We start from the raw sequence: 22506 nt of genomic DNA, 5'->3' as shown, positions 1-22506 counted from the left end.
AGTATTTAGCCACTTTCCAATACAACCCATCAATAAAAATAATCAGAGGGAAAAACTATGAATTTAGTATCTGATATTGTTCTGCTGCAAGACTTAACATCGTCATCTAATGAGGGTGTAGTCCAGCTTAAAGCCGTACTTCCTGCGACGGTAAATCGCTTAACCAACCCGAAGTTAGCAAAGATATTTGGTGATGACCTGAAATTTGGTATTGCCTCTTTCAAGGATAAGCCACTTGTGCCTTTTGGGGGTTACGCTGACTATGTATATCAACCAGAAGTCGCTTTGACAAATAATGTCACAACAATTAAAGACAAAATCTTTGGCTTTGAAGCTTTTGGTGGCAATGATGGGCCAGAATCACAATTATTTGCGCTCTTGTTCGCAGCTTTAGATAACGGCAGTCTTGGTTACAGAGTAGGTTCATTTCGTGTTGTGATAATAGCCACCGATAGTATTTATCACGTTGCCGGCGATCGCGCAGCAGTTAGTCCAGATAGTATTGGCAATAATGGAGATGCGATAGCTGATGCTTTTGAAGATTATCCACAAGTCGGACAAGTAAAAACTGCGCTAGAAGCAAATAACATTATTCCAATTTTTCTAACTACGAGTAATGTTGCAGCCAATTACGAGACACTAGTTACCCAGCTTGGTCGAGGTGGTGTACTGACTGTTGGTTCTACAAGTGAGAATCTTGCCGATCTCATAAAAGAGGCAGTTGCTCGAGCTAGAAATGCGATCGGTACTGATGTCGCTACAACCAAGGGAGACGATACCTTTAGTTGTGTGAATTTTTCGGCTGGCAATAAGGTTATTTTTGCTGGGGATGGTGATGACAGTATTTCGCTTTCTGGTGTTATTGGTAATCATTACATTGATGGGGGGGCAGGTTCTGACATCCTTTTTGGTGGAGCTGGTGCAGACATCATAGATGGGGGTAGTGATGACGACAACCTTCTGGGAGGCAAAGGTGATGATATTCTTTTTGGCAGTAGTGGAAAAGATATTCTGATCGGCAACCAAGGCAACGATTACCTACAGGGAGATAGTGGGGACGACTTACTAACAGGAGGCGCTGGTTCAGATAAGTTTGCATTTGCAACAGGATCGAAGTTTAATATTAGGGAACTCGGAGTTGATACTATTAGTGACTTCACTCTTGAGGAAGACAAGATCCAACTATCTAAATCTACCTTTACGGCTCTAAGTAATTCAGTCTTTCCGACTCAATTAAATTCCGCAGACTTTGCCACAGTGACGAGCGATACTTTAGCTGCAAGTAGTAGTGCAGCGATCGTTTATAATAGCGCAAATGGTAGTCTCTTTTATAACCCTAATGGTTCGGCGGATAATTTTGCTGCGGTTAATTCCGGGGGTAAATTTGCACAATTGGATGCTACCTCTTTTCCTGCTCTAACTACCGCTAGTTTTGAGGTAGTTTCTTAAGGTTTGTGTCTGATTTAGAGTCCTGCATTTTGTAACTCATCTACCTGAAAACTGCTTTAACAAAAAAAGAGGCGATCGCCAGGAGCAAATTAGACGGTATAGTTTCAAGATGTCTCTGCTTACCTCAATAGACTACTATCTATTTGAACCATCTTAAAAAGTGAGAACCTCCCAGGCAAATGAATTGAACCGAGATTAATCTATATTTTTCTAAAATCAATCATTGTCTGACGATAAGCATCTGGCAAACCTGTATCAAAACACTTGCCTTTAACAACATATCCTGTCATTCCCTCTTCCTGACGCAATTCTTCAAGACAAGATGTTAACTGAAATTCACCTCGTTCTCGGAAATTTTGGTTGATATGTTCTGCTAAAAAGTCAAAAATTTTCGGGGTTAGTAAATATAAGCCAAATATACCTAAAAAATCATTTTCTGACATTCCCTCTACACGTAAATGCTGTTGTGCATACTCAATAGTCGGTTTTTCATAGAGTTGGGTAACTGATAAAATCGAGTTTACCTCTTGCCAAACTCCTGTTACACACCCAGCTTTATGAATAATTTCTGCTGGCATTGTAGTTAAGCCAACAACATTTTGATTAACTTGTTCGTAAACATCTAAAACTTGACTAGCACAAGATTTTTTAATGTCAGATGCATAAATGTGGTCGCCTAACATGAGCAAAAACGGCTCATTTTGTACCCAATCCTTGGCACAAAATACTGCATGACCATAGCCTAATTGCTCCTCTTGTAACAAAATGGTAATTCTGCTACCTAAATCTTCCAAATATCGGCTATATTCTTGATTTTGTGGTGAAAGTTTTTCTAAAAGTTCTTTTTTGGGTGGGTTTTTCAAGAAATCTGCAAATATTTCTTTGTCATCTGGCTGCACCACAATCCCCACTTCTGTAATTCCAGCACTAATTGCCTCTTCAATAATTGCGAGAATCACAGGTTTTGCCCTACCATCTCGATCGATAATCGGAAAAAGTTCTTTTTTGACAACTTTAGTAGCTGGAAACAAACGAGTCCCGAAACCAGCTACCGGAATCACAGCTTTTCTAACTTTATTTTTTTGCATAAACCTCTCCTCCCCTCCTCTCTCTGTGCCCTCTGCGCCTCTGCGGTTCGTCATCCCAACTTCTCAAACAATTCCGCCAACACCACATTAGAAAATAAAAACCCTTGGGGATCAATCAAACGCAATCTTCCCTCTACAATTTCCACCCAACCTTTCTCAAAATACAATTGCAAATACCTGCAAATTTCCTCCACCTTCCCTTCACCATAAGCTTCCGCCAACGCCGCCAAACTCAAACCCTCAGCCAAACGCAACCCCAACATTAACGTTTCTAACAATACTTCCTTTAGGGGAGTTACATCACAATCAATTACACCGCCAGCTTGTACCCACTGGTAATACTCCCTAGTTTTACGCGAACGAGTGAAGCGTTTCCCCTCAACATAACTCGCCGCACCCATACCGAAGCCATAATAAGGGCGGTTTTCCCAATACACTCGATTATGCCGACATTGATGACCAGGTTGAGCATAATTGGAAATTTCATAATGCTCATAACCTGCATTAGTTAAAACCTGCTGCCCCATCTGGTACATTTTGACTGTGGCTTCATCCGTAGGCAAAGGAGTATCGCCAGGTTTGTAGTAACGACCAAAGGCTGTACCTGGTTCGATGGTAAGATCGTAAATGGAAATGTGAGTGGGTGTTATTGCTACGGCTTTTTCTAGGGAATCTTGCCATTGATCCAAAGACTGATGCGGCAATCCAGAAATTAAGTCTAAGCTAAATACGGGAATCTCGACTTGGTGGATTAGTTCCACAGCTGCAAAAATATCTTCAACTGAGTGCGATCGCCCCGCCCTTTGCAATAATTCTGATTGAAAGGCTTGTACGCCCAAACTTACCCGGTTCACGCCTGCACTGCGATAGCCTGCTATGTGGGCTAAATCAAAGGTGCCTGGGTCAATTTCCATAGAAATCTCTGCCCCAGACGCAATCCCAAAATGCTTCTGTAGCTCTGTGATTATCCGTTGTAGCTGCTCTATTGAGAGCAGCGAAGGAGTACCACCACCGAAGAAAATTGTCTTCAGAGGTTGACCAAATGCTGGTGTAATGGCAATTTCTTGACATAGCACCTCAACATATTGGGAAATAGTACCAGATGTTTCGCCCCGCAAGCGATCGCCTACAACAGACACCGGGAAATCACAATAAAAACACCGCCGTCTGCAAAAGGGAATATGCACATAAGCGGAACTCGCAATTCCAGAAATACTAAATTTTTTACTCATTTTGAGAAAAGTTTTAAGTTAATCCAACTGCGAATTAGAGACAATGAAAAGGAGGTGAGAATCCAGAAGTCAGGAGTCAGGAACCAGAATAATTGTCAAATCAAGCGTGTAATAACTTCTTGATTTTATTAAAATTATTAAGTTTGGGTATCAAAGTCTTCTTAATTCTGACTTCTGGATTCTGGATTCTGAATTCTTACAAAATAAGTAGTTTATTTACAAGTTTTTGTCTTTTTACAACAAAACAATGAAAAATATTAAGATAAAAGCCTTTAGTTATAATAATTGCAGATATTGTCAGCCTAAACCCTTAGTGTAAGTCAATATTGATTAGTTTATCTTACCGATGAAATAAAAAATACTTAACTTTATCGGTTAACACAGTTGCAGGAAAACAAGACAACCATGCTTGACGCCATTATTATTTTCTCATTTATCCTAGCAGCGTCGGGAATAGGGTTCTACAGCATTGAACTACTACCCAATGGGGCGCTAGATCAGGTAACGAATCTAGAAGCTTTACGCTTAGTTGTTGCCGTCTTTGCCGCTATTATTGGTGGTGCGATCGGGCTGAGTTTCCAGACGACATATCGTCGCCTAGAATCACAAGTCAAAGAAATGCCTCTAGAAGTGATTTTAACTCGTGCGATCGGCTTAGTGATTGGGCTATTACTAGCCAACCTGATGCTAGCCCCACTATTTTTGCTCCCGATCCCGGCAGATTTTGGATTTATTAAGCCATTGGTGGCAGTTGTCGGTAGTATCATCCTCTCCGTCACTGGCATGAATTTGGCAGACACCCACGGGCGAGGCTTATTGCGGTTCATTAATCCCAACACCGTTGAATCGATGGTAGTGGAAGGAACATTAAAACCAGCCAATACCAAAGTTCTAGATACTAGCTGTATTATTGATGGTCGTATTGAAGCCTTACTAGAAACAGGGTTTTTAGAAGGGCAAATTCTCGTACCGCAGTTTGTCTTGCAAGAACTCCAACAAGTAGCGGATGCTAGCAAAGACCAAAAGCGGGTGCGGGGAAGGCGAGGGCTAGAAATTCTCAACCGTATTAAGGAAGATTATCCCGATCGCATCCTGATTAATGCAGTTGACTACGAAGATATTCCCACAGTGGATGCCAAGTTAGTGCGCTTTGCCCAAGAAATTAGCGGCACACTGCTAACCAACGACTACAACTTGTCTAAAGTTGCCAGTGTTCAGAAAGTACCTGTTTTGAATGTGAATGATTTAGTCAATGCCGTTCGTCCCAGTTATTTACCAGGCGACAACCTGGATTTAAAAATCCTCAAGGAAGGCAAAGAACCTAGTCAAGGCATTGGCTACCTAGATGACGGCACAATGGTAGTCGTTGAAGAAGGTAGCAGTTACGTGGGTGGTGAACTGCGAGTAGTAGTTACCAGTGCTTTACAAACTACAGCAGGAAGAATGATTTTTGCCAAACCCCAAGCTTCAGCATTGGCGTGAAACAATGGGATGTTTGTTCAATTCGAGTGACACTTGGTAATCGGTGCAGTCAACCTGCACCGATTATTTATTGATTGGACTCACGAGACTCACTGACCTGTAAAGACTGTAACTGCTCAATTGATAACCCTGTGACTCTGCCGATTTGCTCTAATGGCATACCAGTACTAAATAGATTTCTTGCCACTTCGAGTAACGCTTCAGCCTTGCCTTCAGTCTTGCCTTCAGCCTTGCCTTCTTGTAGAATGTCTTGATAAATCGCTGACTCGCGCATAATATCTGACCTCAAAACTCGTTTAATAACCTCTTTATCTAATACTAAACCAGCTAAAATCGCTGTAGAAGCAGCAATATTACTTTGAGTTCTTAATTCTGTAATACCGTTAATTTCCCGTGCCACTTCGTTAAGTATAACTTCTGGATCGATTGTACTGCTTAACACCGCCAAAGGTAAAAGTCCAGGTGTTCTCAAAAATACTTCTGTAGGTTGTTCCCAAAGTCTGATAACTGCAAATTCATGTCGTGTCCCAGCAATGGCAAATGTATTTTGTTGTACCAAATTTGAATTTGTCTGCTTGAGGTAAATTACGACTTGATGCATTGCTTTGTTTGGAAAGCGGCGATATACTCGCAATCGATAGTCAATCATCCGAAAAGGAATTTCCGCATCGACTTGGGTTTGAAATTCCAAATGCAATATGCTTTGCTCCGACTGCAACAGAATTAGAGCATCAGCCCGAATGGGTTCGAGAGATAATTCTTTTGGACTTAGTTCTGTTAAATTAATAGATTCGCCTAATAACCATGTAGCGAAGTCACTGGAGAAGTTCTCAACTAAAAACTTACAGATATTGTCAAACATCTGAATTAGTGTAGTTGGTGCAGATGGGTTCGTATGATGCTAGAAATTTATCTAATACATTGTTTGTATATTGTGTACGACTATATGTCTATAATTCCATCAAACTAAAGTCTACGGCTACACAAACAGAGTTATAGATTACCACGCTAATTACTTTATGGTCATTTATACAAACATAATATAACTAAAAGTGACTTTTATTTTAGAGATGATTTGTTGATTGCGTACATACCAAGTTTCGCAGCGTCGTTTTTTTAGAATTTATATGGCTTAAAGGTGCTAAGAGTGCAAAAGCATTAATCCCAAAATATACGGTTGCAGTATTGATTATTCCTATACCAAAACCTGCAACCGATCTTTATATGGTAGACGACTACGAACAACTACTATATATTTTGTAAATCGGACAGGATGCTTAACATACAATAATAGTGCTATGCCTTTGTAGTTAAAAATTTTAATAAACCACAAAGGCTTAAAAAAATCACAAAGCCGACTTTTGCAACACAACCGTATTTGATGGCTAAATCAATTGTTTCAACAAAACGGCTCGGCAGTCAGTTAATCCACTGGTTGCTTGAAGAAGACCGACGAGAAAAAAAAGGGCCTTATCGCAAGGAAGAAGTACATCGCCAGCATTCTTGGTGGCAGGTGATGTGCTTGACTGGTGTAGATTATTTCTCGACCCTTGGCTATCAACCAGGGATTGCAGCACTGGCAGCTGGCGCTCTTTCTCCTATAGCTACCCTGATTCTGGTTTTGCTGACGCTCTTTGGAGCGTTGCCAATCTATCGGCGCATTGCTGCCGAAAGCCCTCATGGTGAAGGGTCGATCGCAATGTTAGAACGTTTACTTCCCTGGTGGCAAGGCAAATTACTTGTACTGTGCTTACTTGGCTTTGTGGCAACTGACTTTATTATTACCATTACTTTGTCAGCAGCTGATGCCACAGCCCATATCATCGAAAATCCGCTGACACCAATTTGGCTTCACAATCAAACGATCGCAGTTACCCTGATATTAGTTGCATTACTAGGTGCAGTTTTCTTGAGAGGTTTCCGAGAAGCCATTGGAATTGCAGTAGTTTTGGTGGGAGCTTATCTGCTGTTAAACTTCATTGTCGTTAGCGTCGGTGTGTATCAGATATTAACTCACACAGAAGCGATCGCTAACTGGCAAACTGCACTTTTTGCACGCCATTCTAACCCTTTGATACTAATCGGCATCTCTCTCATCATCTTCCCCAAACTAGCGCTGGGATTGTCAGGTTTTGAGACTGGTGTTACCGTTATGCCTCTGGTTAAAGGCAGTAGTAACAGCACTCCGCAGCATCCCAAAGGGCGGATTCGGAACACACGCAAGCTGCTTACCACTGCTGCTCTAATTATGAGCTTCTTTCTGCTTACCACCAGCTTTATAACCACTCTACTGATTCCAACCGCAGAATTTGCATCGGGGGGCAAAGCCAACGGACGGGCACTTGCTTATTTAGCACATCTGTATTTAGGCAATGGCTTTGGCACAATTTACGATTTAAGTACTATTTCTATTTTGTGGTTTGCAGGTGCATCTGCAATGGCAGGGCTGTTAAATATCGTGCCTCGCTATCTACCACGCTATGGTATGGCACCCAATTGGGCACGAGTAACCCGACCTTTGGTGTTAGTCTACACAACAATCGCTTTTGTTGTGACAATTATCTTCAAAGCAAGTGTAGAAGCCCAAGGTGGGGCTTACGCAACTGGTGTGCTGGTGTTGATCACCTCAGCCGCCTTTGCCGTCACCTTATCGGCTCACCGTCACCGACAGAAGCGGGCCAGACTCGTTTTTGGCATCATTACACTGTTATTTTTATATACCACCATTGTTAATATCATCGAAAGACCAGAAGGGATTAGGATTGCTGGTTTTTTCATCGGTGCAATCATTTTTACCTCGCTGGTTTCTCGTGTTTGGCGTTCAACAGAACTGCGAGCAGAGCGAATTGAAGTTGACGAACTTGCTGGTCAATTCCTTGCCCAAGAAAGCCAGGGAGTAATACGACTGATTGCAAATCGGTTGAATACGGGCGATGTCCTAGAGTATTTTATGAAAGAGAAAGAGGTACGTGAAGACAATCATATTCCACCCAACGATCCAATTCTGTTTCTAGAAATTCATGTATCCGATGCTTCGGAATTTGCGGATGTGATTGTAGTAAAAGGGGTGCAAGTTGGTGATTATCGCATCCTCCGGGCTGAAAGTGCAGCAGTACCAAATGCGATCGCAGCTTTACTACTTTACATTCGCGACCAAACAGGTAAGATTCCCCATGCTTACTTCGGCTGGGTTGAGGGAAATCCCATACAATACCTATTGCGTTTTATCTTGTTTGGCGAAGGCGACATTGCTGTAGTTACCCGTGAAGTACTGCGTCGGGCTGAAAAAGATCCCCACATGCGACCTGGTATTCACGTTGGGGGTTGATTCAGGAGTGCTGAGTAATGAGTGCTGAGTAATGAGTAATGAGTAATGAGTTCTCAGTGCTGAGTAAATTAAAATCACTCGGCACTGTTTCGTTAACAGAGTTCTTTTTTCTCCTCCTCCTCTTGTCCTATAAAAAATATGTGGCAAAAAATAAACCAATGATAGAAGTAGCGATTCGCAGCTTTTACCTCAAGATGGAAGAAATTGCCTTAAAATTTATGTAAATATGAGCCATTCACTTTTAGATTAACTTTAAAATTATTTAACTTTTTAGAATGCCAGACGCGGAAAAGTTCCACAACCAGCTGGCTAATCACAAGCTGCTGCATCGGCAAGTTAGTAAAAAGGCAAATTCTTCGCTAGTCGCCAGTGGAGAAGAAGGAATGGTGCTTCAGTTGCCTGATGGCACTATCCAGGCTTGCAATGCTGCTAGCGATCGCATTTTGGGACTAACCGCCCAACAGCTTGTAGGGCAAAATTTGCTCGATCCCAAGTGGCAATTTATTCATGAAGATGGCTCTCCTTTACTCAGTAAAATCCATCCTACGAGTGTTACCCAAAAAACAGGTAAGCCTTGTTTAAATGTAGTGTGTGGCTTTTATAAGCCAAATGGTGAGCTAGTCTGGCTCTTGTTGTCCTCCCAACCTCTGTTTCAAACTGAAGCAAGCAATCCCTACGCGATCGTCACCACTTTTTCGGATATTACGGCATTTAAGCACGGCCAGTTCCAGGATGACTGTAGTTGCGAACAAAATACTCAACAAGTTGATGCAGATGAATTCCAGACATTGTGGGATAGTCAACGTCTGTTTCAACAAATTGCTGGCACTCTTCCGGGAATACTCTACATTTATGACCTAATTGAGCAGCGAAATGCTTACGTTAATTACGAAATTGCTCAAGGTTGGGGCTACACACCATCAGAAATCCAGGCAATGGGAAAGGAGTTATTTACTCAACTTCTACACCCTGAAGATTTGGCTCGACTCCCTAGCTATCTTGAAAAATTTAATTCTACTCATCAGGGCGAAGTTCTCAGCTTTGAATACCGAATTCTACACGCTAATGGAGAGTGGCGCTGGTTTTGTAGCTATGACACTGTGTACAGCAGAAATGTTGATGGATTGCCGCAATATCTTTTGGGGATCGCTTTTGATATTACAGAGCGACGACACATAGAAATTTCCCTACGGCAAAGTAATGAAAGGTTTGAGCTAGCAGCAGAGGCAGTTAATTGCCTAATCTATGACTGGGAAATTGGCAGAAATACTGTGGAAAGAACTCAAGGTCTAACCCAGGTTTTTGGCTACACCCAACAAGAAACTGAACCGACCTTCCAGTGGTGGCAAGAACGCATTCATCCCGATGACCAACAAAGAGTTAATGACCAATTCATGGCTAGTATGGCCAATGGAAACCGTTATAGGATTGAATATCGAGTGCGTCACCAGGATGGCCGCTATTTGTGGGTGGTAGATCAGGGGTTTGCTGTCCGGGATGCAAATGGTCAAGTAGTTAGGGTAGTTGGTGCGAGTACTGATATTACCGAACAGCAAGCTGCCCTATGGGAACGTCAAAAAATTGAAACAAATCTGCGCGAGAGTGAAGAACGGATTCGGTTGGCCACTAATGCTGCTGAAATGGGTATGTGGTTTTGGAATATCACCACCAACGAGGTGATTTGGACAGACAAATGTCGGCAGCTGTTTGGAGTGTCCCTAGAAGCCGAAATCGACTTTGAGATTTTCCTCAACTGCGTACATCCAGAAGACCGCCAATGCATTCATGAAGCGATCGCCCGCTCTCTGGAGGAAAATGTTGAGTGTGACATCGAATACCGCATCCCTTGGTCTGATGGTAGTATTCATTGGATTTTTGCTAAAGGTCGCGTCTTTTATGATGCCGAGGGTAAGCCAGTACGAATGATGGGTACTACCCAGGATATTACCCAACGCAAACAGGTAGAAAATGATTTACGCCAGCGTGAAACTCAATTAAGGCGGTTAGTTGATTCCAACATTATTGGCATTATGTTCGCCACACCTAATTACATTACTGAGGCGAACGAGGCTTTTTTAGAAATGGTGGGTTATACGCGAGAGGAACTATTGACAGGTAAGATACGCAGACAACATATCACCCCACCTGAATATCATGCTCTCGATCGGCAAGGAATAGAACAACTTTTAACGGTTGGGCTATTTACTCCCTTTGAAAAAGAATACATCCGCAAGGATGGTTCCCGCATTCCGATACTAATTGGTGGTGCCTTGGTGGAGAGAGATCCCACATCTTGGATCTGTTTTATTCTTGACCTCACCCCCAGAAAGCAATTAGAAAAAGCACTTAGACAACAAGCAGAGGAACTCAAACAGGCAAACCGGAATAAAGATGAGTTTCTCGCTATTCTCTCTCACGAATTGCGATCGCCCCTCAACCCGATTTTAGGGTGGTCATCGCTACTCAAAAGCCGCAAATTTGATGAAGTGACTACAAATCGTGCTTTAGAAACCATCGAAAGAAATGCTCAATTGCAGATTCAATTAATTGATGAGTTGCTGGATGTTTCCCGAATTATTCGCGGTAAGTTGAACCTGACTTTTGCCACTGTTAACCTAGTAGCTGTAATTGATGCTGCATTAGAAACAGTCCGGTTAATCGCCGAAACTAAATCTATCCAGATTAAAGTACAGGTTGACCCCAATGTTGGTAAAGTGTTAGGCGATTATAATCGCTTACAGCAAGTTGTAGGGAATTTACTCTCGAACGCAGTCAAGTTTACTCCCTCTCGTGGTTCAGTCGAAGTCAGTTTATCATTGAGTCGTGAATTAACTTTCCACTCTGCACTAATTCAAGTTAAAGATACAGGTCAAGGTATTTCCCCTGAGTTTCTACCCCACGTATTTGAATATTTTCGTCAAGCCGATAGCAGCACAACCAGGACATTCGGCGGATTGGGACTGGGATTGGCAATAGTTCGTCACTTAGTAGAGTTGCATGGTGGTACTGTAAAAGCAGCCAGTCCAGGAATTGGACAGGGAGCAGTTTTTACTGTCAGACTGCCCGTAATGAAGGAGAGTGACGGTGCAGAGAAAGCAGGAGGAGCAGGGGAGAAATTTAACTCGTCAGTTCTGCGTGGACTACGGGTATTAATTGTCGATGATGATGTTGACACACGGGAGTTTCTGCACTTCTTGCTACAACAGAATGGGGCGTTGATAACTGCCGCAGCATCGGTAAAAGAGGCGCTAAAGATTATAGCACAGGCTGTACCTAATTTATTAATCAGTGATTTAGGAATGCCAGAAATGGATGGCTACAGCTTGATTAAGATGCTTAGAGCCATGCCCAAAGAGGAGGGCGGAGAAATTCCGGCGATCGCTCTTACCGCCTATGCTGGAGAAAGCGATCGCGATCGAGTCTTAGCGGCTGGTTTTCAGAAACACATTGCCAAACCAGTACAACCAACTGAATTACTCACCTCAATTGCAGATTTGCTAGGGCAAAATCATGGCTAAAACTTGCGATCGAATGTTATGTAACGTGAGTTCGATGAACCTCTCCCTCCCAGCCTCCCTCTCCGAAACGGAAAGGGAGGAGCAACGAAAATTAAGCTTTTTACTCCCCTTTCCGTGTCGGAGAGGGGTTGGGGGAGAGGTCAAATAAGACTTGTCGAACTCACGTTAACAAAGGTGTATAATTTTGCCTTGGCCAAAGTTAACACCACAACTCCATGTCTCTCAAATCACCCTCTCCACTGCTTGATTTTTAAATACCTACCCTTGAAAGACCCCACCTTCCCCTTTACCCCGACAAATGCCAAGAAGTCTATACTTTACTGGATATGAAATTATTCGCGGGTTGGTAATTTTATTAGAGGTATCGTAGCAATATTATCCAAATTGATTGATTGTAATAAGCTTTGCCAATCTTCTTCAATAGATGTATCTTTATAATTAGAAATGTGTATTTCTGCTAGCAGATTTAAAGCGTCAAACCAAATCCCTTTTTCAGCATAGATTATAATTTTTTGTCGAGGCTCATTTGCGGCTTCTATTTGTTGGATAACACGAGAATCTAAATTAATTCTTTTAATGTCCCCTTCTACATATACAGGAATGCTTGCTGTCTCTTGGCTACAACGTACTTTTAAATACCAGCGATATGTCTTATCTACTTCTAATGAAGCAGTACTAGGGAGAGAAATACCAATGATACTTGGCTTTGAAGGTAGGGCGATCGCATTTCTATAAACATCATTTTCGGCGCTATCCTGTAAGCTAAATTCAGCGCTTGAGTTAGACAAATCCTTAGTGTAGGGGATGTAAAACCAAAACGTAGGTCGTTCTAAAGTGGTTAGTCCCTCTACAGCCCCGACAATTGAATTGTTTGTCTGTTCGCCAACCTTTTGTTCCTCTTGAAATGGTACTAAAGCAGTGAGCGGGATTGAAACCGCAGGGCAATTATCTCGACTACCCATTCCTGCTCTACGCCCAGATACAGGACTTAATGGAGCAGGTGCTTTTGGCAAAATAAAAACTGGCCGAGAAGTAGGTTGTTGAGGTGAAGCAGGTGTTTTAACTGGTTGTGCAGGTTGTTTATTAGTAACTGGTTGTTTAGTTTGATCTATTACTTGTGCTGAATATTGGGTAGTGCTGCTCAAAATCAGAGCAGTTGTTAAGATCCATTTCATTGACTTAACAGGTACGATTTTTGCTTGTTGCTATCGTCATCATAAAGGTTGTAGGTATATTTAGCTATCTTTTATAACTGATTCCAATTGTTGAGACAAAGAATGTGTGTCTCTAAATGTTGAGGTAGGCAAGTACACTGTAAATTGAGTACCTCTGCCTACTTGACTGTAAACATTTACAAAACCATCGTGATTCTTAATAATACCCAACGCCGTAGAAAGTCCTAAACCTGTACCTTTGCCTACCTCTTTGGTGGTGAAAAATGGTTCAAAAATCCGTTGCTGAACTTCTGACGACATCCCCATACCAGTATCCGTCACCACGATCGCAATATAAGAACCAACTTTCGCATCTATATTTATCTGGGCAGAATGTTCGCCAATCACTAGATTTTCCGCCGCAATTCTTAAAATGCCACCATTGGGCATAGCGTCGCGGGCGTTGATTACCAAGTTTATCAATACCTGATGTAGTTGAGTTATGTCTCCACGAACGTACCAGAGATTTTTAGGGATATCTATCTGGCAACTAATGGATTTGGGGAATGTTTGAGCGATAATTTGCTCAATCTCTGCCATCAAAGGCTGAATTTCCACAATTGTCCGTTTATCTTCAATACCGCGTGCAAAAGATAACACTTGTTTAAGCAAATTAGCGCCGCGTTTGACATTATTTTCTAAAGTTTGCAGTATTTGCTGACTCTGCGAATCGGGCAATTTCTTCTGCAACAGTTGAACTGACATTAAAATTGGCGATAGTATATTGTTGAGGTCGTGAGCGATACCGCCAGCTAGAGTGCCAATACTCTCCAAACGTTGCGATCGCAAAAGTTGAGCTTCTAGTTGTTTCTGTTGCGTAATCTCAGTGTTCACACTCAAAATAGATTTGGGTTGTCCATTATCATCTCGAATCGATGTCCACCGACTTTCAACAATAATTACTTTGCCTTCCCTTGTCAGTTGATGCAACTCACCCCGCCACTCACCTGTATTCATCACCCTCAAGTAAGCATCTTTTAGCTGTGGTGAAATTTCTTTATATAAAAGTTGTAAAACATTCTTACCCACAACTTCCTCAGCTTTCCAGCCGTATAGACGTTCAGCACCTTTATTCCAAAATAAGATTTGGTGGTGGATATTTCGCACTAAAATCGCATCAGTTGATACATCCAACAGCGCTGCTTGTTCGCGAATTTTCTGTTCTGCCTGTTTTTGCTGGGTTATATCTCGCGTCAGTGCCAAATGGATAAACGTGCCATCAGATTCGTTACGTAGTGGTACGGCATGAGTTTCTATGTAGCGGCGAGTGCCTTTAAATCCCACGATTTCAAACTCCAAAGTCCCCTTGTTACCTTGGCAGACACTTTTATGCAAGTCGGCAAAGGCTGCTTTATACTCTGGTGCAACTACAGCATCAACTGGTTTACCAATCAAGATATCAGCACTTTCCACTTCCATCATTGCCAGCCCTTCTGCATTAATTTCTAAAAGGGTGCCATCTTTGGCAATTAGCTGGATGCATTCTGGTTCTGCATCTATCATGGCTCGTAAACGATTTTCGCTTTGACGTAAAGCCAGTTCTGTTTGCTGAAGTTGCCTGATATAACGCCACAACAAATCGTACAGCAACGCCACCAGCACCAAATCCACAATCGCAGCGATAAAAAATATCACTATCGCCTTTTGGGAATTCGCTTGTGACTGCTGCATTTCCTGCTGTAATAAATTTTTCTCGGCTTTCAAAGAGTCGTTAATCAACTGGTGAATCTCTTTGCCAATTTGTTTGTCATTATCAGATAATATTTGCTGCCGAACTGCTTCTAATCCCTGGTTTTTTCTGAGGTAAATTTCTTGTTGGAGAATATTGAGTCTCTTGGTAATTTTCAGCTCTAGTAAAGCAATCCACTGCTGCTTTTGACGGTTATTAACAGTTAAAATTTTAAGAATCTGAATATTGCTATTGGTTTGTTGATAAGCTGTAAGATAAGTTTGTAAATCATCTGCATCTGCTGTAATTAAATAACTACGTTGTGCAGTTTCAGTATCTTTGAGTGTAGATTGGATACTTTCAATTTGGGTAATAACTTTATAGGAGTATGTTAGCCATTGCTGGTTGTGAATCAGCTTCACAGTGTTGCTATACGAAACTACAGCATTAGTAAATACAACTGCCAATGCTAGGACAAATATTGCTTTCAGCTTTTGGACTCGATACCATTTTTTGCTCATGCGATCGCCCCTTCTGCCGCAGATGCCCTCCATCAGTTAAGATTAGAGATTAAAAACAAATACTGAAAATATTTTAAGGATTTTAATAACACGGGTAGCAAAATACAATCTGTTGTAGTTGTAAATATCTGGATTTTTAAGGATGATGATTTATACATGATACTCATAAATAAATCCGCTAAATTTTAATATAAATTTATTTTGAGCTGTAGTATCGCTAATACAGTTCAGATCGGGTAATTTGCCTATCCATAATATTTGCAGAGACGTTGCAGTGCAATACGGTTCGGTTAAAAGGGAAAGGTTTTGAATACATCCTTTATCCTTTACCCTGACTTTTGCAAGAAGTCTATTATGTTTATTTACGCGATGCTGTGCTATTGGGAGACTCTAATACTTCTTGTGGTTGTCCTTGTTTACAAATTTCGACGCGACGTGTTTTTCAATCGATTAGCCAACCAAGTCGCACTTTTGCATCCATATTAAAGTTGATGGTAATCGCTGTCATAACAGGGTGACATCATAGATCCACAATGGAATTTACTGTTGAGGCGCACGTCTGTACGTTCTTACTACAATTATCTTGACACAACCTAAGCAATATGTTAATAATAGTAGTTTGTGGAAACTTTACTTCTTAATATAAGCTCTTGGCTAACGTCATTGTCATAGGTGCCCAATGGGGCGATGAAGGAAAAGGTAAAATAACTGACTTACTCAGCCGTTCCGCAGATGTTGTGGTGCGTTACCAAGGGGGTGTCAATGCTGGACACACGATTGTAGTTAAAGGTCAGACCTTTAAACTGCACCTGATACCCTCTGGGATTTTGTATCCAAATACCGATTGCATTATCGGCTGTGGAACAGTCATCGATCCACAGATTTTGATCGCAGAACTCGACCAACTAAAAGAATTAAATATTTCCACTGACCACCTGCTGATATCTGAGACAGCCCACGTAACGATGCCTTATCATCGATTGATTGACCAGGCATCTGAAGAACGACGGGGAAGCTATAAGATCGGCACAACAGGTCGGGGCATTGGGCCGACTTATGCTGACAAATCTGAACGTACAGGCATTCGGGTTTTAGACTTGATGAACCCTGATGGGCTGCGCGAGCAGCTGGAGTGGACGATTAATTATAAAAACGTCATTTTAGAAAAGCTTTACAACTTGCCGCCTCTAGATCCACAAGAGGTGATTGAACAGTATTTGGGTTATGCAGAACGCTTGCGGCCTTACGTTATTGATACATCGTTAAAAATATACGATGCAATTCAGCGACGGCGCAATATTTTGTTTGAAGGCGCACAAGGTACGCTCCTAGACTTAGATCATGGAACTTATCCTTATGTCACCTCCTCTAACCCGGTAGCGGGTGGGGCTTGCGTTGGTGCAGGGGTAGGGCCGACAATGATTGACCGGGTAATTGGGGTGTCAAAAGCCTATACAACCCGTGTCGGAGAGGGGCCATTTCCCACCGAATTGGATGGCGAGTTAGGAGAATTATTGTGCGATCGCGGTGCCGAATTTGGCACAACTACCGGACGCAAACGGCGCTGTGGCTGGTTTGATGCTGTCATCGGTCGCTATGCCGTGCGGATTAACGGCATGGATTGTATGGCGCTCACCAAACTAGATGTTCTCGATGAATTAGAAGAAATCCAAGTTTGTGTCGCTTATGACATAGATGGCCAACGCAGCGAACACTTCCCCACCAGTTCTCGTCAATTTGCTAGATGTCGCCCCATCTACAAAACCTTACCGGGGTGGAAAGTGTCAACAACTCACTGCCGCACCCTAGAAGACTTGCCACAAGCAGCATTGGATTATCTCAAATTCTTAGCCGAATTGATGGAAGTCCCGATCGCGATCGTCTCATTAGGAGCCAGCCGCGATCAAACCATAATCGTAGAAGACCCCATCCACGGGCCCAAACGCGCTTTATTGCACCCCGACGGTACACCTGCTACCCTACTTAGTGCTTAGTTAAGAGTGAGGAGTTAAGAGTGAGTAATTCAATCAAAATTCCTAACTCCTAACTCCTAACTCCTAACTATAATTAACAACTAACTCTAATTAACAACTTCTATGGCTATTACAGTCGAATCTCAAAAACGTCCAGAAGGCAGCAAGCCAAGAGCTTTGCGCCGTGCTGGACTGATACCTGCCAATTTGTATGGTCATAAGGGTACAGAATCCATTTCTTTGACCATTGAAGCTAAAACTGTTGAGCGTTTGCTCAAAAGAGCTTCCGTTAACAACACCTTGATTGAGTTGAATGTTGCTGATGCACCTTGGCGCGGTAAAACCTTGCTGCGGGAACTTCAAATCCATCCAGCCAAAGGTACGCCTTACCACCTAAGCTTTTTCGCGGTTGCTGGCCACGGTGACACCACTGTAGAAGTACGTCTGCGTTTTGTGGGAACTGCTGTTGGTGTTAAACAAGAGGGTGGTGTGTTAGACACAGTAATTTCTGAATTACAAGTGAGTTGTGCGCCAGAAAACATCCCAGATGTCATCGAAATCGATGTCTCTAACCTGCAAATTGGCGACAGCTTGAGTATTAGTGATATAGCCTTTCCTGAAGGTGTAACACCTCTAGCTGAATCAGAACGACTTGTTGTCAGCGTTTTGCCACCACAAATTAGCGCTGAAGATGCTGGTACAGAAACTGAAGCAGCTTCTTAAGCTAGGTAAACTGTGTAATAATTTTTGATGACACCAGGGGGGAACTCCTGGTTTTTTTGTATTTGAACCGCAGAGGCGCAGAGAGCGCAGAGGACAGAGATGACAGAAGCGACTCTTCCAGCTTTAATTCAGCACATGTTGCAGCCGGGATTTTATCCCCATAAGGTAACAGAACCCATTCAACTAATTCAAACTCACATTTCTTATGTGCTGTTGACTGGAGATTACGCTTATAAGCTGAAAAAACCTGTGAATTTTGGCTTTTTGGACTTTTCCACCTTAGATAAGCGGCAGCATTTTTGTCAGGAAGAGTTACGGTTAAATCAGCGGGGTGCTGGTGAACTGTATTTAGAAGTTTTGCCCATAACTCTGGTAGGGGAGCAATACCAGTTAGGGGGAACGAGCGAGGCTGTTGAATATGTGCTGAAAATGCGCCAGTTTCCTCAAGAGTCGCTATTAAGCACACTTTTTGAAAAAGGTAAGTTAAATGAGACACACCTAGATGAGTTGGGAAGGGTAGTGGCTCAATATCATGCCGAAGCACAGACGAATGATTACATTCGCACTTTTGGTGAAGTGCCAAATGTCCGGGCTGCCTTTGATGAGAATTATCAGCAAACTGAGAAGTATATTAGTGGCCCCCAGACTCAGGCGCAATATACAGAAACACAGCAATATACAGATAAATTTTTTGCTGAACGTCCAGAATTATTTGCTAGCAGAATTCACAACGATTATATTCGTGAATGTCACGGAGACTTACACCTGAGAAATATTGCCCTGTGGCACGATAAAATCTTGTTGTTCGATTGCATTGAATTTAATGAGCCATTTCGCTTTGTCGATGTGATGTACGATGTGGCATTCACGGTGATGGATTTGGAAGCTCGCCAACGCAAAGATTTAGGTAATGCGTTTTTAAATGCCTATATAGAGCAAACTGGAGACTGGGAAGGCTTACAGGTGTTGCCCTTGTATTTAAGTCGTCAGGCTTATGTCCGGGCGAAGGTAACTTCATTTTTGCTAGACGATCCGAGTGTACCTGCGACGGTGAAGGAAGAAGCGACAAAAACTGCCGCTGATTATTACAAACAGGCTTGGGAGTACACTAAACCAAATCTGGGACAACTAATATTGATGTCGGGATTGTCGGGTTCTGGTAAAAGTACCACAGCAAGGTCTTTAGCTCGTCAACAGGGAGCGATTCACCTGCGTTCGGATGCAGTGCGGAAGCATTTAGGGGGAATTCCGTTGTGGGAACGGGGTGGCGATGATTTGTATACACCAGAGATGACCGAGAAAACTTACACACGGCTGTTGGAATTGGGAATTATCCTGGCTAAACAAGGTTTTTCGGTGATTTTGGATGCCAAGTATGATAAACAACAATTACGGCAAGAAGCGATCGCACAAGCTACAAAACATCAACTTCCCCTTCAGATTATCCAATGCACAGCACCGTTGGAAGTTCTAAAGGAGCGTTTAAACAATCGCACTGGTGATATTGCTGATGCCACCGCCGATTTATTAGCTTCACAAATCAAACAAGCTGAACCTTTCACTGAAGAGGAACAACCTTATGTAAAGATTTGGGATACAACTCAATCACAACAGGCACAATTAAAATAATTCGTAATTCGTAATTCGTAATTCGTAATTTTCTATTCAATTACGAATTACGAGTTAGTAATTAGTTAAATAAGTTTTTTATTTTATGGCAGACAAAAAGAACGACTTTTTCAGTATTTCTCCCAGCTTCTTTTCTCAATTATTATTTGGGGCATTTTTAACATTTATATTAATAATGACCGGCTCCGCACCAGCCCTGAGCATCTTTTTAGGAATCATGGGCGGTTTCATTTTAAGCTGGATCGCAAATTTAACTGATAATAGCCCCCAGACTCCAGCTGTCGCCTCATCTGATGGTGTCGATACAGGATTGAAATACTGGTTATTTTTCATGCTGGGTTTTGTATATTTGGGCTATCCAGCACCCATGAGTATCTTGCTAGGTGGATTAGGCGCTTTAGCTGGAGGCTGGATTACTGCTTGGTGGGGAAGTAAGGAAGAAACTAGAACTCAGTTACAAGTTGAAGAATCAGAAGAGACAGAAGTTGAACCAACGAACGAAAGGATCAACAAACGGCAAATCAGAAGAGCCGGTCGCCGTTACCGTCGCGCTCCTGGAAGTAGTTTCAATTTCAAGTTTTGGGAAAGGTAGTAATTTGGGAATAGGGCACGAAAGGCAGAGGGGCAGAGGGGAAAGACTTACTGCTGCTACTTCTCCTCTGCTCCCCTGCCCCCCTGCTCCTTGCTTCCCTGCCCCACGCCCTAAAATATGTTTTTATATCTATCCAAATTACTGCCGCTATTTTTTTATCCACTAGGATTAGCCTGTGTAAGCTTGGTAGTAGCATTAGTGACTTTGTGGAGACGACCGCGGACTGCTGCGATCGCAATTGCTTTTTCCCTAACTTTATTGCTATTTTGTAGCAATGCTTGGATCGCTAAATCATTAGTGCGATCGCTAGAATGGCAAAATCTTCCACTCGCCCAAATACCTAATGCAGAAGCGATTGTAGTTTTGGGTGGCGCAACAAAATCAGCTTTTCCCCCAAGACCTACCGTTGATTTAAGTGAAGCAGGCGATCGCGTCATCTACGCCGCACAACTATATCGCCAGAAAAAAGCGCCTATAATCATTCTGAGCGGCGGGCGCATTGATTGGCGTGGAAGTGGTTCACCAGAATCAGCAGATATGGCCACAATACTTACATCTATTGGTATTCCATCTGAGGCGATTATCCAAGAACCTGACTCTCTCAATACTTATCAAAATGCTGTAAATGTCCGCAAAATCTTGTTATCTCGTGGGATAAATCAAGTATTATTAGTTACTTCGGCAATGCATATGCCGCGATCGCTTCAGATTTTCCAGCGTCAAGGAATCAATGCTATTCCTGCACCTACAGACTTTCTAGTGAGTGAGGGTGAGTTGCAAGAACTCAGTAGTACTCCCAAAGCCGCTATACTAAATTTATTACCTGATACTGATAACTTACACCAATTTACCACCGCTTTAAAAGAGTATATTGGTTCTTTAGTTTATCGCTTACGCGGTTGGCTTTAATTAAGTTATGAGTTATGAGTTATGAGTTATGAGTTATGAGTTAAGCTGTTCCACATTTAAATTGCATAATTACGGCGGGCAAGATGCCCACCCCACATGAGTTATATAAATTTTAGATATGCAAACTAGATGTGGTTTAGCTTATGAGTTATGAAGTGCGGTAATTGCCTGAATTGGAAACTCTTAATGACCAATGACCAATGACCAATGACCAATGACCAATGACAAATGACAAACTAAATCAACTTTATGTCAAAAAATTTACCTTATATTATTCCAGTTGCTCAACCCGAAGTTGAGGAAGCTTTTGCCGCTTACCAAACAACCCATCAGTTTTACCACGAAGTTCGGTCACGGTCGGAGTTTCAGCGTTATTGTGATTGGTATTATACAACAGCAGAGGAAAACCGCCAAGAGCTTAAAAGAATGCGCGGCGAACTGAATATTTTTCAGTGGTTTCGCCGCCGATAAGTGCTTTAGATGACTTCTAACTCATTTTCACGCAAGTGGGCTTTAAACTTTTTACCAAACTGGACTACAATCGGCAGATTAGCGCTTACTGGTCTGTCTCGCCATTGGGTGGCAATAGCTACTACATCGCCTTCTGTACCTTTGATATCAAAAGGCTGATTCCGATGTTCAGGATGATGATACACCACTACCGAATCTTTAACGCGGACGCGATCGCCAACTTTCATAACAACATTTACACCTAGCATTTTCTTTTCCACAAGTATCTGCTACAAAATATATGATTAAATCGCTTAGAATTTGATTTAATCAGCTATTTCTTGACGCTTCATCGGGGTGCAACGGCTTAACCCTCTGCGTCCAGGCACGTCTTAGCAATCCGCGCGTACTTTTTTCAGTTTTTTGCCACGTTAATAAGTATCGCCCATAGCCTTTCTCTTTAACCCAAAAGCAGGGAAATGAAAGAAAATCAGGCGATATCGGATGTGCTTAGTACTTTGACAAGATATCCAACCCTTTTATCTTGACTCTAGGATGTTCCCCAGGTCAACTCTCTCACGAATTTTAGTGTATGGCAGATGCTTGGTTATTGCGATCGCTTGTTTGTTTTGTATGCAATAGAATTTGACCTCTCTCCAAACCTCTCTCCTAAGAGGCTATCCATTACCCGCATCTTTCTTAACATTGTTGTAAGGCAGACTGTGAGGG

Annotated in this window: 16 protein-coding genes; 10 read left to right on the top strand and 6 right to left on the bottom strand. The window is 42.3% G+C overall.

What is annotated here, in order from left to right; genetic code table 11:
* The first annotated feature begins 57 nt into the window (after positions 1-57).
* Entirely contained in the window at positions 58-1449 is a 1392-nt protein-coding gene (locus tag ACM0OX_RS06320; protein WP_414513988.1) for a hypothetical protein, read from the top strand.
* A 200-nt stretch (positions 1450-1649) separates the two neighbouring features.
* Here ACM0OX_RS06320 and ACM0OX_RS06315 read toward each other — a convergent pair whose 3' ends face one another.
* Together ACM0OX_RS06315 and hemW are read right to left on the bottom strand one after the other, a co-directional pair.
* Positions 1650-2537 (bottom strand): sugar phosphate nucleotidyltransferase, encoded by an 888-nt coding sequence (locus ACM0OX_RS06315; RefSeq protein WP_414513986.1) that lies wholly within the window; start codon positions 2535-2537, stop codon positions 1650-1652.
* 50 nt (positions 2538-2587) lie between these two features.
* The gene (gene hemW / locus ACM0OX_RS06310; RefSeq protein WP_414513984.1) at positions 2588-3769 is read right to left on the bottom strand and encodes a radical SAM family heme chaperone HemW; all 1182 of its coding nucleotides are present in this window, start codon (positions 3767-3769) and stop codon (positions 2588-2590) included.
* Positions 3770-4174: 405 nt separating this feature from the next.
* On the opposite strand from hemW, the gene ACM0OX_RS06305 reads away from it, so the two are divergent.
* The gene (locus ACM0OX_RS06305) at positions 4175-5251 is read left to right on the top strand and encodes a PIN/TRAM domain-containing protein (RefSeq protein ID WP_292775495.1); all 1077 of its coding nucleotides are present in this window, start codon (positions 4175-4177) and stop codon (positions 5249-5251) included.
* A 67-nt stretch (positions 5252-5318) separates the two neighbouring features.
* On the opposite strand, the gene ACM0OX_RS06300 is transcribed toward ACM0OX_RS06305, so the two are convergent.
* On the bottom strand, positions 5319-6113 hold the full coding sequence (locus ACM0OX_RS06300) for an Rpn family recombination-promoting nuclease/putative transposase (protein WP_414513982.1): 795 nt from the start codon (positions 6111-6113) through the stop codon (positions 5319-5321).
* Positions 6114-6632: 519 nt separating this feature from the next.
* Between ACM0OX_RS06300 and ACM0OX_RS06295 the strand changes: the two genes are divergently transcribed.
* Both ACM0OX_RS06295 and ACM0OX_RS06290 read left to right on the top strand, forming a co-directional pair.
* Positions 6633-8579 (top strand): amino acid transporter, encoded by a 1947-nt coding sequence (locus tag ACM0OX_RS06295; protein ID WP_414513980.1) that lies wholly within the window; start codon positions 6633-6635, stop codon positions 8577-8579.
* A gap of 275 nt (positions 8580-8854) precedes the next feature.
* On the top strand, positions 8855-12097 hold the full coding sequence (locus ACM0OX_RS06290; RefSeq protein WP_414513978.1) for a PAS domain-containing protein: 3243 nt from the start codon (positions 8855-8857) through the stop codon (positions 12095-12097).
* A 332-nt stretch (positions 12098-12429) separates the two neighbouring features.
* Here ACM0OX_RS06290 and ACM0OX_RS06285 read toward each other — a convergent pair whose 3' ends face one another.
* A complete protein-coding gene (locus ACM0OX_RS06285) occupies positions 12430-13272 on the bottom strand; it encodes a DUF928 domain-containing protein (protein WP_414513976.1) in 843 nt (280 codons plus the stop codon).
* 60 nt (positions 13273-13332) lie between these two features.
* The gene (locus ACM0OX_RS06280; RefSeq protein WP_414513974.1) at positions 13333-15501 is read right to left on the bottom strand and encodes a PAS domain S-box protein; all 2169 of its coding nucleotides are present in this window, start codon (positions 15499-15501) and stop codon (positions 13333-13335) included.
* A 650-nt stretch (positions 15502-16151) separates the two neighbouring features.
* Between ACM0OX_RS06280 and ACM0OX_RS06275 the strand changes: the two genes are divergently transcribed.
* The 6 genes from ACM0OX_RS06275 to ACM0OX_RS06250 all read left to right on the top strand — a co-directional run bounded on the left by ACM0OX_RS06275 (position 16152) and on the right by ACM0OX_RS06250 (position 21798).
* Positions 16152-17495, top strand: coding sequence for an adenylosuccinate synthase (locus tag ACM0OX_RS06275; protein WP_414513972.1), 1344 nt, complete (start codon positions 16152-16154; stop codon positions 17493-17495).
* Between the two features lie 102 nt (positions 17496-17597).
* Entirely contained in the window at positions 17598-18197 is a 600-nt protein-coding gene (locus ACM0OX_RS06270; protein ID WP_414513971.1) for a 50S ribosomal protein L25/general stress protein Ctc, read from the top strand.
* Positions 18198-18296: 99 nt separating this feature from the next.
* Positions 18297-19826, top strand: coding sequence for an AAA family ATPase (locus ACM0OX_RS06265; protein WP_414513970.1), 1530 nt, complete (start codon positions 18297-18299; stop codon positions 19824-19826).
* A gap of 85 nt (positions 19827-19911) precedes the next feature.
* Positions 19912-20418: a hypothetical protein gene (locus ACM0OX_RS06260; protein ID WP_414513968.1), complete on the top strand. Its 507-nt coding sequence runs from the start codon at positions 19912-19914 to the stop codon at positions 20416-20418.
* A 117-nt stretch (positions 20419-20535) separates the two neighbouring features.
* Entirely contained in the window at positions 20536-21327 is a 792-nt protein-coding gene (locus tag ACM0OX_RS06255; RefSeq protein ID WP_414513966.1) for a YdcF family protein, read from the top strand.
* 249 nt (positions 21328-21576) lie between these two features.
* Entirely contained in the window at positions 21577-21798 is a 222-nt protein-coding gene (locus tag ACM0OX_RS06250; RefSeq protein WP_414513964.1) for a hypothetical protein, read from the top strand.
* A gap of 5 nt (positions 21799-21803) precedes the next feature.
* Here ACM0OX_RS06250 and ACM0OX_RS06245 read toward each other — a convergent pair whose 3' ends face one another.
* Positions 21804-22025: a ferredoxin-thioredoxin reductase variable chain gene (locus ACM0OX_RS06245; RefSeq protein ID WP_414514087.1), complete on the bottom strand. Its 222-nt coding sequence runs from the start codon at positions 22023-22025 to the stop codon at positions 21804-21806.
* Between the last annotated feature and the right edge of the window lie 481 nt (positions 22026-22506).

Origin of the sequence: Nostoc sp. PCC 9305 (assembly GCF_963920915.1) — a bacterium.
Lineage (GTDB): Bacteria > Cyanobacteriota > Cyanobacteriia > Cyanobacteriales > Nostocaceae > Nostoc.
This window is presented reverse-complemented; position numbering and strand designations above follow the sequence as displayed.

Bases quoted from the DNA above. Each gene is read 5' to 3' on its own strand.
- ACM0OX_RS06320 (WP_414513988.1), top strand. From the start codon at position 58: ATGAATTTAGTATCTGATATTGTTCTGCTGCAAGACTTAACATCGTCA.
- ACM0OX_RS06315 (WP_414513986.1), bottom strand. From the start codon at position 2,537: ATGCAAAAAAATAAAGTTAGAAAAGCTGTGATTCCGGTAGCTGGTTTC.
- hemW (WP_414513984.1), bottom strand. From the start codon at position 3,769: ATGAGTAAAAAATTTAGTATTTCTGGAATTGCGAGTTCCGCTTATGTG.
- ACM0OX_RS06305 (WP_292775495.1), top strand. From the start codon at position 4,175: ATGCTTGACGCCATTATTATTTTCTCATTTATCCTAGCAGCGTCGGGA.
- ACM0OX_RS06300 (WP_414513982.1), bottom strand. From the start codon at position 6,113: ATGTTTGACAATATCTGTAAGTTTTTAGTTGAGAACTTCTCCAGTGAC.
- ACM0OX_RS06295 (WP_414513980.1), top strand. From the start codon at position 6,633: ATGGCTAAATCAATTGTTTCAACAAAACGGCTCGGCAGTCAGTTAATC.
- ACM0OX_RS06290 (WP_414513978.1), top strand. From the start codon at position 8,855: ATGCCAGACGCGGAAAAGTTCCACAACCAGCTGGCTAATCACAAGCTG.
- ACM0OX_RS06285 (WP_414513976.1), bottom strand. From the start codon at position 13,272: ATGAAATGGATCTTAACAACTGCTCTGATTTTGAGCAGCACTACCCAA.
- ACM0OX_RS06280 (WP_414513974.1), bottom strand. From the start codon at position 15,501: ATGAGCAAAAAATGGTATCGAGTCCAAAAGCTGAAAGCAATATTTGTC.
- ACM0OX_RS06270 (WP_414513971.1), top strand. From the start codon at position 17,598: ATGGCTATTACAGTCGAATCTCAAAAACGTCCAGAAGGCAGCAAGCCA.
- ACM0OX_RS06265 (WP_414513970.1), top strand. From the start codon at position 18,297: ATGACAGAAGCGACTCTTCCAGCTTTAATTCAGCACATGTTGCAGCCG.
- ACM0OX_RS06260 (WP_414513968.1), top strand. From the start codon at position 19,912: ATGGCAGACAAAAAGAACGACTTTTTCAGTATTTCTCCCAGCTTCTTT.
- ACM0OX_RS06255 (WP_414513966.1), top strand. From the start codon at position 20,536: ATGTTTTTATATCTATCCAAATTACTGCCGCTATTTTTTTATCCACTA.
- ACM0OX_RS06250 (WP_414513964.1), top strand. From the start codon at position 21,577: ATGTCAAAAAATTTACCTTATATTATTCCAGTTGCTCAACCCGAAGTT.
- ACM0OX_RS06245 (WP_414514087.1), bottom strand. From the start codon at position 22,025: ATGAAAGTTGGCGATCGCGTCCGCGTTAAAGATTCGGTAGTGGTGTAT.